Source organism: Halalkalibaculum sp. DA384 (assembly GCF_043951955.1).
In the GTDB taxonomy this organism is placed as follows: domain Bacteria; phylum Bacteroidota; class Rhodothermia; order Balneolales; family Balneolaceae; genus JAMQKA01.
The window spans coordinates 354,492-365,563 of sequence record NZ_JBINJE010000001.1; the positions used below are offsets into that span (position 1 = coordinate 354,492).

General features: G+C 51.9%; 6 protein-coding genes and 1 riboswitch. Of the genes, 3 read left to right on the forward strand and 3 right to left on the reverse strand.

The window, feature by feature from the left end; all coding sequences use genetic code 11:
* Positions 1-94 precede the first annotated feature (94 nt).
* Positions 95-190: riboswitch (TPP riboswitch) on the reverse strand.
* A 275-nt stretch (positions 191-465) separates the two neighbouring features.
* Entirely contained in the window at positions 466-1,755 is a 1,290-nt protein-coding gene (locus tag ACG2E4_RS01405; RefSeq protein WP_395275504.1) for a M28 family peptidase, read from the forward strand.
* 358 nt (positions 1,756-2,113) lie between these two features.
* Here the strand turns inward: ACG2E4_RS01405 and ACG2E4_RS01410 are convergent, their stop codons facing one another.
* On the reverse strand, positions 2,114-4,639 hold the full coding sequence (locus tag ACG2E4_RS01410) for a M14 family metallopeptidase (protein ID WP_395275505.1): 2,526 nt from the start codon (positions 4,637-4,639) through the stop codon (positions 2,114-2,116).
* 194 nt (positions 4,640-4,833) lie between these two features.
* Between ACG2E4_RS01410 and polX the strand changes: the two genes are divergently transcribed.
* A complete protein-coding gene (gene polX, locus ACG2E4_RS01415) occupies positions 4,834-6,594 on the forward strand; it encodes a DNA polymerase/3'-5' exonuclease PolX (protein ID WP_395275506.1) in 1,761 nt (586 codons plus the stop codon).
* A 469-nt stretch (positions 6,595-7,063) separates the two neighbouring features.
* On the forward strand, positions 7,064-8,062 hold the full coding sequence (locus ACG2E4_RS01420; protein WP_395259631.1) for an aldo/keto reductase: 999 nt from the start codon (positions 7,064-7,066) through the stop codon (positions 8,060-8,062).
* Between the two features lie 416 nt (positions 8,063-8,478).
* Here ACG2E4_RS01420 and ACG2E4_RS01425 read toward each other — a convergent pair whose 3' ends face one another.
* Both ACG2E4_RS01425 and ACG2E4_RS01430 read right to left on the reverse strand, forming a co-directional pair.
* Positions 8,479-10,230, reverse strand: a complete 1,752-nt coding sequence (locus tag ACG2E4_RS01425; protein ID WP_395259632.1) for a sodium:solute symporter — start codon at positions 10,228-10,230, stop codon at positions 8,479-8,481.
* 341 nt (positions 10,231-10,571) lie between these two features.
* Complete coding sequence (locus ACG2E4_RS01430; RefSeq protein WP_395275507.1) at positions 10,572-10,955, reverse strand: VOC family protein; 384 nt, start codon at positions 10,953-10,955, stop codon at positions 10,572-10,574.
* Positions 10,956-11,072 lie beyond the last annotated feature (117 nt).

Here is an 11,072-nt window from a genome sequence, read left to right on the forward strand (position 1 = left end):
CTGCTGCAAAACGTGTGATGTGAGTAAACATGAAAAAATCCTCCATCTTATTTGTTTATAAGAGGAGGAGGTAAACTTGCAAGAAGTGCTGAAGCATGGGAACTCCAGGTTTCCCTACGCCGGTGTTAACCGGTTCAGGTTCTTAGGGTATGATCTCAGCCCGCTGTTGCAAGCACCCCCAACCATTGTGAGTGTGTATTTGTATGTGCCGTAAATATAATGCTACTCGAAAATCTTTCAAAGATAAATACCAGAGGGTTTTGCAAAACCCTCACTTCTTCGTTCTGAGGGAGTTGTACTCCCGTTAAAAGCTCAATAAGGTCGACAGTACAACTCCCTCCCAACAAAATAGCAGGTTCTGCAAAGGTCTTTGCCAATCATTTTATATTGTAACAAAGTGATTTACTGTTGCAACTTTCATGCTGTATTCCCGATTTTCAGGTACTGCTTAACTCAATTGTTGCTATGAACGGTAGAACCCCGGTATTACTGGCATTCATGTTCTTTTTTATTTCATGCGGACCGGAACAGTCGTCCCCGGAAGCGCCCCGGGCACGACTTTCCGCCACCATTGAACCCGGCGATATCAGGACCCATATCCAGTTTCTTGCCAGTGATTCGCTGCGGGGCCGTGCAACAGGCACGGCCGGGGAAGCGATCGCAGCCAACTACATTGCCGATGCCTTCAATCAATTCGGGATTGCACCACTGGGCGAAGACGATACCTACTTTCAGCCTTTCACCGTGACCACAGACCATCTCCACAATCCGCCCCGGGGGGATACCTCCCGGCAGCGGGAACGGCCTCTTCTCTCCCGGAACGTAGTGGGAATCATAAACGGAAGCAAAGAACCAGATTCCTACATGATCATCGGCGCCCATTATGACCACCTCGGCACGGGAGGATACGGCTCGCTCGCCAACCGGCGAAGGAACCAGATCCACAACGGAGCCGATGACAACGCCTCCGGCACGGCGGGCATTCTTGAACTGGCGCAGTACTTTTCGGTTAATTCTCCCCGGAAAAGCCTGGTCTTTGTTGCATTTTCAGGGGAAGAGATCGGCCTGCTGGGATCGCAGCATTTTGTCGACCAGCTGCCGGTACCGCCAGAGCAGGTCGAGGCGATGATCAACCTCGATATGATCGGGCGACTGCAGGATAACAAACTGCTCATTTTCGGCACCGGCTCCGCTGAGCGGTGGGAGCAACTCATAGCAGAAGCCAACACCGACTCGCTTCAGATCGAGACTTCGGCAGATGGAACGGGAGCCAGCGACCACACCAGCTTCTATAACAAGCAGATTCCCGTACTGCACTACTTCACCGGTACCCACGGCGACTACCACCGCCCCACTGACGACGCCGGGCAGATTAATTATGACGGCCAGGACAAGGTGCTGGAGCATGTGCGCCGCGTGATACAACAGCTGGACAAACCTGGCAGCGAGCTTACATTCACGGAAGTTCCGGCCAGTGAACAGCAGAAGGGGATTAGCATGAAGGGCGTGACCCTTGGCGTAACGCCGGATTACGGCTTTGACGGCACCGGCATGCGAATTACAGGGGTCAACGCCGGTGGACCAGCCGGGCGGGCCGGACTCCGGAGTGGAGATGTAATCATAAAGCTGGATGGCCAGCCCCTGAAGGATATCTATGAATATATGAAGATTCTGGGCGGGCTCGAAGAAGGGGAAACCGGTACCGTTACCGTCCAGCGCGGAGAGGAGGAGCTTACCCTCGATATCCGGTTTTAAGTGGTCGCATTTTTCCAATCATTAAGAATGTCGACGCTTTATAAATACACCATCCAGGAGTCTGTCGGTCGGACTTAGAAAATCATTACGAAAATGTCTCAGTTTGAGACAGATTTTGTGATTCTTTTGAGGGGAACAGTGGTTCTATTTGCCGAAAAAGAGCACAAAATATGACCAAATCTGACGCTTTTGCAATAGGTTTAGCTAAGTCCGACAGACTCCCAGTACATTTAAAAATTTGCTTACTTCCCATGGTTCTTCCAAGCGTGAACACCTGACATAGCCCGTAACTTATCTCCTAAATTGAACTAACCTTTAAAAAATCGTCTCACCTCTCACGTCTGGCGTTTGCCATCAGCTACTGTCCCACCATGAATACCGCATTCCCAAAAAGCAGTTTCCCGTTGTGCCAAAAAGCGCGGAACAGGGGATTATCGATCATATACACCACTCTTCCCTCCCCGATCTCCTGAACCCCGAACGTCAGCGTTTGTTCCAGTTCCTGCTCGGCCCTGTAGCCGATAAATCCACTCAGGTGGGCATCTTTTCGGGCAATCCCGACATTCCACCCATCCTTCAGGTAGCGATATGCGTCGGTATCCAGCTTAAGAGAAAAATAGGTGTCTCCGAGCCCGTACCCGAGCGGATGCGAGGCATCGATCAAAATTTTGAAGACAGATCCGCTGTTCGCTTCGCTGACCCGTTCTCTCTGCTGTTTATAAAATGAAGTGCCGTAAGCGGGGTCACTGTCTTTAGATTCGCCCTCCTCTTTTGTAGTCAGGGAAAATCCCTCCCTGCCAGACAGAAAAGCGTTGGCCTGCCGCAATGCAACCAGTCTTCCCCCGCCGGCGATCCACTCCCTTATGGCTCGCAGGCGATCGTCATCAATGATGCCCGCGTAACTACCGCCTGGTAAAATGAGCAGATCATACCTTTGCAAATCTACATTGTCAAAATAGCCGGAGTCCACCAGCGTGACGGGATAATTAATCTGCCGGTCAAAAAAGTGCCATATTTCACCTACGTTGCCGGCGGAAGTACCTTTACCGGAAAGGACCGCCACCCTTGGCTTTTCTAAAAAGCGAAACGAATCAGATCCAAAATTGGGACCGGAATCCACCCAACCTGTGGAGACGGGGTACAGCGGCTGCCCGAAACCGTTTGCTGTCTGTTGAACAACCTGGTCAAATTGAGCTCCGAGCTCCGCGTTTGCATTCCGCGTAATCACCAGCGTCCCCGGATCGTACCTGGTACCGTCAATAACAAATTGACTGCCGGCAATATGGATGTCAATGCCCTTTTGGAGCAGGGCTGCCACCATCCGCATATCGCTCAACGACTTCCATTCAGCCAGGTAGGCATAGGGAGTTCCCGCATCCTCATTCTGTACCCGGGGGACCGGCGGTTGGCCGGGAACGGGATCGACACGCTCCTTCAAGGCGTACCCATCCAAACCATAAGCGTAATGTTGTCCCCATGCGGTAATATCGTAGGTGACGGAATCGGTCAACTCCGGATTTGGCTCAAAAAAGATGCGTGCCAACACCGACTTCGGCTGGTATGCACTTACAAGGTAATCGTCCGTTGTGAGATCAAACTGCTCGTACTCCCCGGTTTGATAGTTGTACCCGGTATAGGTCTCTTCCCGCGGTGCCATGCCGTACTGCACCCGGTGCTTTTCCAACAGGTTGAACAGCGAGCGGAGTTTGTCGGGATTATTATCACCGCTGATTACGTACGTTTTGTATTTGCCCGCCGGGTTTTCGCGCGACTGCCGGTAATAGGCGGCAAACTCGTGCACGATCTCTTTAGCATGTCGGGAGGCTACCTCAATCGTCGAAAGGCCGGTGGTGACGTGGTGCGTCAGCCGATCTCTGAGTGTCAGGGTGTCCCCTTCTGCCTGGATGATGCGGAGTCCCGCCTGGCCGGCCTGCTCGTAGGTCATCCCGATGGACCCGTTATAGGTGGGGTAGGTATCCCCGTAGCTTGGATAAAAAAGATCGAACACCTCGCGGGTAAAGTAGAGCCAGTTGTTGGCATCAAAATAGTCTGCGTGGTTTTTCCCGATGGTGTACTGAAACTGGCGCTGCCATTCCGTTATCGCCTTGTGAAACGGTTCGGCGGCCGGGGCAAAATAGTAGGGGGCGTTGTGGTTCTGCTCGTGAAAATCCACGTGGATGTGAGGCAACCATTGCTGAAAAATTTCGTTGCGCTGGCGCGATTCTTTCTGCGTCAGCCACGCCCAGTCCCGGTTCAGATCAAAATAATAGTGGTTGGTACGTCCCCCCGGCCACGGCTCGTTGTGCTCTCGGGCATCGGCATGTGGATTTGCCTCGTCCCCCGCCGTCTCTTTGTACCAGTGGACATACCGGTCGCGTCCGTCGGGATTCAGCATCGGATCCATGATGACCATCGTATTTTTCAGCCACCGGCCGACATGGTCATTGCCGGGACGGACCAGCTCGTAGAGCGTTTTCATGGCCGCCTCGCTGCCGGAGGCCTCATTACCGTGCACGTTGTAACTCAACCAGACGATAGCGGTTGAGTCTTCCGTGGAACTCCCCTCTGCCAGGCCGGTGCGCCTCAGGTTGTTAATGCGAATTTCTTCAGATCGACCAATATTTTCTTCCGAGGAAACAATCAGGTATGTGAGTGCACGCCCTTCGTTAGATCTCCCATACTGCTGCAGCTGAACCATCGGGGAGGCCCCGGCCACCTGCCTGATGTAGTCCATCACTTTATAATGGGGAGTCCATTCCGCACCCAGTTTGTACCCCAAAAAATCTTCCGGCGACTGCAAGTCAGGCTGCGCCTGCACCAATACCGGGGAAACCAGCAGAAACCCGGCCACATATAATAACAGTTTATGAATTCGCTTGATCATAGGACCACTTCTCACTTCTCACTTCTCACTTCTCACTGAATGATAGATAGTACTAAATGGTTTCTAAACCACAAAATGGCCGAGAGCTGTATGTTTTGAAAAGGAAAGAATATTTTTACTGCTTTTGAAGATTGTATTTTTGATTTTAGCTCTCACAAGAAAATGCATATCAAACCGATTAAACCTATTTCAATATGTCTGTAAGCAACCAGGAGGTCGCCCGGCGGCTTCGCGAAATTTACCAACTGATGCAACTGGCCGGTGAAAACCGGTTTCGTGCCATCGCTTTTGACCGGGCTGCTCAAACGATTGAGGGGCTGGGCGAAGATATTAACACCTACATTACAAACGACACCCTGACCGACATCAAGGGGATTGGATCCTCGATCGCGGAGGATATAAAATCATACGCAGAGACCGGCAAGATCGATGTACTGGAAGATCTGCGCGCGAAAATCCCGGAAGGGGTCATCAAATGGCTGGATATTTCCGGGCTCGGACCGAAAAATATCGCCAAAATCCACAAAGAGCTGGGCATCAGCGAGCTTGAGGAGCTAAAAGAGGCTTGCCAGGATGGGCGTGTGGCCTCGCTCGATGGTCTCGGGGAAAAATCGGCCCAAAAAATTGTAAAATCGATTGAATGGATGGAGCAGTTCGAGGAACGCTGCCGGCTTGACCAGGCCCTGAAAATTGCCGATCCCCTGTTCCATTTTTTGAAGAAGCAGGAGGGAGTCGAACATATTGAGGTGGCCGGCTCCCTGCGCCGATCCAACGAAACCATCGGGGATGTCGACATTCTTATTGGGGCAAAAAAGAAGTATGGGCCTTCCATCTTTGACGCGTTTGTCGGGCACGAACTGGTCGTGGATGTGCTTGGCCGCGGCGACACGAAAAGCTCGATCCGTACTAAAGAGGGTCGGCAGGTAGACCTCCGTATCGTGACGCCAGCCGAATTTCCTGCTGCCCTGATGTATTTCACCGGCAGCAAGGAGCACAATGTTGTGATGCGGCAGCGGGCCCGGGAACGCGGCATGTCGCTCAACGAATACGGGCTTTTCAAACTCAATGAACAGGGGGAGACCGATTTTGACCAGCCAATCGCGTATGCTTCGGAGAGCGATATTTATGAGCACCTGGATCTCCATTTTATTCCACCCGAGCTCCGGGAAGATCAGGGTGAAATCGATTTTTTTGAAACCCATGAAACGATGGAGCTTGTCAAAAAGTCCGACATCCGCGGCGTGCTCCATGTACACAGCACCTACAGCGATGGAAAATACTCAATCCGCGAGATGGCCGAAGCCTGCCTAGAACGGGGATATGAATACCTGGGCTTGTCGGATCACTCCCAGACGGCCGCTTACGCCGGGGGACTTTCACCCGATGAAGTCAAACGGCAGTGGGACGAGGTGGACCAGCTCAACGAGGAGTTTAAATCTTCCGGTGCCAACTTCCGTATTTTCAAGGGCATCGAATCTGACATACTGGGCGACGGCAGCCTCGACTACGATGATAAACTGCTCGAAGGCTTCGATTTTGTGATCGCCAGCGTTCACAGCGCCATAGACCAGCCCAGGAGCAAAATGATGGAGCGATTTCGCAACGCCATTGCCAATCCTTTTACCCGGATGGTGGGTCACCCTACCGGCCGGCTGCTGCTAAAACGAAACGGCAGCGACCTCGACATGAATGAGCTCATTGAGCTGGCCGCGGAGCATAATACGGCTATTGAAATCAATGCCAACCCGCTTCGCCTGGACCTGGATTGGCGCCACGGCAACAAGGCCCTGGAGGTGGAACTGATGTCGGCGATCAATCCGGATGCCCATACGACGGAAGGGATCGACTACATGAAGTACGGTGTAATGACAGCGCGCAAAGGCAAATTTGAGAAAGAGCGGATCCTGAATACGAAATCTGCAGATCAGGTGGAAACGTTCTTCCGCAACAGGTAATTGAGTTTTTGAAGAAAACTTTGCAAAACCCCGGTTCCTCGACCTGAGGGAGTTGTACTCCCGTTTAAAAGGTCAATAAGGCCGGTGGCACAATCCCCAACAACATAGCAGGTTCTGCAAAGCTTCCTTGAAGTGGATTTTGGAAACACCGTTGTTTTGGCTAGTTTCGTGATTTTCGCAAAGCTCTTTTTGAACTTACCTTTGAGACACCGATATTTTGCGCATGGAATCATTAACACCTTCTGCTGGTTCCCTGTGTAAAGCGACAAGCCGGTCCGTCACTACTGATGTCACGAACGGGCCGACTTGCAACCGATCCCGGAGTGTTCACCTGGGAATTTGAGCTGTAAATCATTTAGCTATCGAGGGGCTCAAGTAACATATTCTTTAGTGAATAATCCGGGCTGCGAAATTTATGGGAATTGGTATTAACTCAAATCATTAATTAAACCATTATTCAGGGACAATCATGAAATACAGAACACTTGGCGATACCGATTTGGAACTTTCAGTGGTAACATTCGGCGCCTGGGCGGCCGGCGGCTGGATGTGGGGCGGAACCGAGCAGAATGACGCCGTGGATGCCATCCGTGCATCTTATGACCTCGGCGTCACCTCAATCGATACCGCGCCGGTATACGGACAGGGACTCAGTGAAAAAATTGTGGGAGATGCTATTAAAGACATCCCGCGCGACAAGGTTCAGATTCTTACCAAATACGGCCTTCGCTGGGATACTGACAAAGGAACCTTCTACTTCAAAAGCAAAGACAACGACGGCAACGATATCGACATTCACAAATACGCCGGTAAAGAGGCGATCATTAAGGAATGCGAGGAAAGCCTGCAGCGGCTCGGTACCGATTATATTGATCTGTACCAAATTCACTGGCCGGACCCTTCGACACCTATCGAGGAGACGATGGAAGCGGTACTGAAACTCAAGGAGCAGGGAAAAATCCGCGAGGCCGGCGTCTGCAATTACAGTGCCGAGCAGATGAAAACCGCCGAAAAAACGATCAAGCTCGCCTCCAACCAGGTTCCATACAGCATGGTGCGGCGCGATATCGAAGAAGAAGTTGTGCCCTACTGTATTCAAAACAACAAGGGCATCCTGGCCTATAGCCCCTTTCAGCGGGGCCTGCTCACCGGCAAGATGAGCCCGGGATACGAATTCGGGGAGGGCGACACCCGAGCCAACGAAGTGTACTATACCGATGAGAACATCCGCCGGACCAACGCGATGCTTGAGAAGATCAAACCGATTGCCGAAGACAAAGGGGCCACGCTTCCGCAACTGGTTATCCAGTGGACGATCCAGCAACCCGGCATCACCATTGCCCTGGTGGGAGCCCGCACGCCCGAACAGTCTACACAGAACGCCAAGGCAGCCGACCTTGAACTGACCAAGGATGAACTCAAATTCATTAACCAGCAGATTGAAGAGCTTGAGCTGGAAAAAGACTAAGAGCGGTTCCAGTGCCTCGATTTGCCCGTCGGCACGGCCAGACAGGCGAACCGAACGCTGTTAAACTCGTTCGGTTACAGATCGAGGGCAGGATTTCTCACCAAGAAATTTGTTTTTCAGCAAGGCGAAGGGCAAAGGGCCGCGCAGACGTACGTTGGTACGTTGAGCCGGTGATTTGTTCTTCAACGCAGCTGAAAGGCCCATTTCGCAGCCTGTTACAGACTGTAATGATAATTGGGCAGTAAAAAATGGGATAAGTTATGGTCATCCATAAAGTTACATGATTTTATCCAGAATACTCGTGAGAAATCCGGGCCAGGGCCGGTAAAGCCATCTCTTGAACAGCTCTTCGATATAATTAAACCTCCGCGGCTTTGAAAGCCGCGGAGGTTTTTATTTTAGTTCAATTAATGCCGTCAGCCGGTGAAGTAGAGATAGGCGGCCAATATCAGCGCAATAACCAGGCCCGACATCGCCACATCTCTCCAATCCCAGCTGGCTCTGTTTTCCGACCGGTCCTCATCTGAAAGCGTACCGTAGGTAAGTCCGGCTATCTTTTCGTAGGAGGGAGGAGCAGTCATATAACTGACACCCACCATCACCAGGATGCAGACCAGGAAGATTCCGAGGCTGTAGTACTGGAAGAAAATGTTATTGATAATCCAGAAAAATGACCCTTCCTGGTAGCTAAACCCGTCAATAAGCATCGCCGGGGTATCAACGGCCAGGCGAAATATGCCGAGTGCAAAACCCACACCCAGGGCGGCCAGGCACCCCTCCTTGTTCAATCGTTTGTTATAAATTCCCAGGAAAAAGACGACAAAAATCGGCGGCGCCAGGTAGGACTGCACCCCCTGAAGGTAGTCATAAAGCCCCCGGCTCCCCTGGATGACCGGAATCCACAACAGACCGATGATCACCATAACCACGGTAGCCACCCGGCCCATCCACACCAGGTGCTGCTCGGAGGCATCCGGTTTAAGACGGGAATAGAAGTCCATGGTAAACAGCGTGGAAGAGGCATTAAAAACGCCGGCCAGCGAGCTCATCAGCGCTGCAAGCAACCCTGCAACTACAATGCCGCGGATACCGATCGGGAGAATATGGGCTACCAGCAGCGGAAAGGCCGCCTGGGCATTCTCGCGCACCAGTTCGCCGTTTTGCATCATCTCGTTTTGGAGGGCCGTAACCTCTCCCGTTTTGGCCAGGGCAAATGCAATAATTCCGGGAATAATGAAAATGAATACGGGAAGAAGCTTCAGGAAAGCAGCCGCTATGGACCCACGGCGCGCCTGTGTAATATTGGCGGCTCCCAGCGTACGCTGCACAATATACTGGTCGGTAGTCCAGTACCAGAGGCCCACAATGGGTGCGGCAAACAGCATTCCCAGCCAGGGATAGTTATTATTAAAATACCACGCCATCTGGTCGGGCTCCTTCACGGGCGCCCAGGTTGCCGCAACGCCTTCCGGGGTCAGGGGCTTCCAGAGGTTGAACATCTCTGACCCCACAATGTTATACAGCCGGTTCCATCCCCCTACGGCATCCAGCCCGTAGATAAGCACCAACAGCGAACCGACAACCAGGACCAACGTCTGCAGCGCCTCCGTATAGGCAACCGCCCGAAGTCCACCGAGCACCGTATAGATACCGGTAAACACGATAACAAGGATGGAACCGATCCAGAAACTGTTCATCCCCATGAAACTTACATCGGGGAGCAGCACGCTGAAGACGACCCCGCCTGCAAAAATACCAACGGCAATTTTCGTCAACACGTAAGCAACCAGGGAGATAACCGACAATACGGAACGCGCGATGGGCGAAAACCGCTTTTCAAGGAACTCCGGCATGGTGAACACCTTGGATCGCATATAAAACGGGACCATAACCCATCCCAGCACCAGCAGGCACCAGGCGTGCAGCTCATAATGCGCCATGGCAACACCATCGGTGGCACCGGACCCCGCCAGCCCCACCAGGTGCTCGGAACCGATGTTGGAAGCAAAAATTGAGGCCCCAACGATAAACCATCCCAGGTGCCTGCCCGCCAGGAAGTAATCGGTGGAAGTGTCGGTTTTTTGCCTGATCACCCACCAGGCAAGCACAACGAGTATTAAAAAGTATATCGCAATGACAATCCAGTCAATAGCTGCAAGTGTACCCATAGATCTCCTCTGCGAATTAGTTTAAAATTGCGGCAGGTATTTCTGCCTTCCCAAATAAATGAGACGTCCTTTCAACGTCGTAACCCTTAGTATTCCCTGCACCGGGACTGGCTCTATTCCCGATTTTTAACGCACGTGTTTTCCGATTCAATACCACGCAAACCTCCCGGCATCATCGGGAATGAAGCCGTTTCTTTTGCACTTAATATGGTATCTGAGAGCAATCGTGCGCCCAAAAATCCAAGTCAATATGGGAGTATTTGATAAAAAATCCAACCTGCCCCTGTACAAATACCCTTATTCTGCCCTGCAGCGACAACCCGTTCTTCCGGGCAGAAGCTTCACAGCATCGGCTCGGACCGCTTGCAGAGCTGGATCGCCAGTCCCCAGGGATCCCTGAGCATCACCAGGCGGGAACCATCCTTCAGCGTTTCGTCGCTGACAAGAGATGCCCCGGCGTCAAGCAGCCGGTCCCGATCCTGGTCCGGATTTTCGGAACAAAAAGCCAGGTGCAGCGTCAGCGGATCCATCGCGTCATAATCCGGCACCCGGCTCGCGGGATTATTATACAGCTCAATCATCACCGAGCCGCTGCTGTCGGCCAAAAAATGCATCTGCGGAGGCTCCTCCACTTTTTTGACGATCGACATCTCCAGGTGCTCGACATACCATCGGGCTGTTTCAATGGGATCTTCAACGTTAAACGCAATGTGTTCAATTTTCATAACCGGCTGTTTTTATATTATATAAACGCGTTTAGGGGTTAGGATTTTAACAATTTTAAACTAAGAAAGGCCATGCAAACGCTTGATATTCAATATCTTAGGGATGTTAATTCTCAC

What these genes read in the sequence shown, in the direction of transcription:
- ACG2E4_RS01405 (WP_395275504.1), top strand. Translation starts at nt 466, where the DNA reads ATGAACGGTAGAACCCCGGTATTACTGGCATTCATGTTCTTTTTTATT.
- ACG2E4_RS01410 (WP_395275505.1), bottom strand. Translation starts at nt 4,639, where the DNA reads ATGATCAAGCGAATTCATAAACTGTTATTATATGTGGCCGGGTTTCTG.
- polX (WP_395275506.1), top strand. Translation starts at nt 4,834, where the DNA reads ATGTCTGTAAGCAACCAGGAGGTCGCCCGGCGGCTTCGCGAAATTTAC.
- ACG2E4_RS01420 (WP_395259631.1), top strand. Translation starts at nt 7,064, where the DNA reads ATGAAATACAGAACACTTGGCGATACCGATTTGGAACTTTCAGTGGTA.
- ACG2E4_RS01425 (WP_395259632.1), bottom strand. Translation starts at nt 10,230, where the DNA reads ATGGGTACACTTGCAGCTATTGACTGGATTGTCATTGCGATATACTTT.
- ACG2E4_RS01430 (WP_395275507.1), bottom strand. Translation starts at nt 10,955, where the DNA reads ATGAAAATTGAACACATTGCGTTTAACGTTGAAGATCCCATTGAAACA.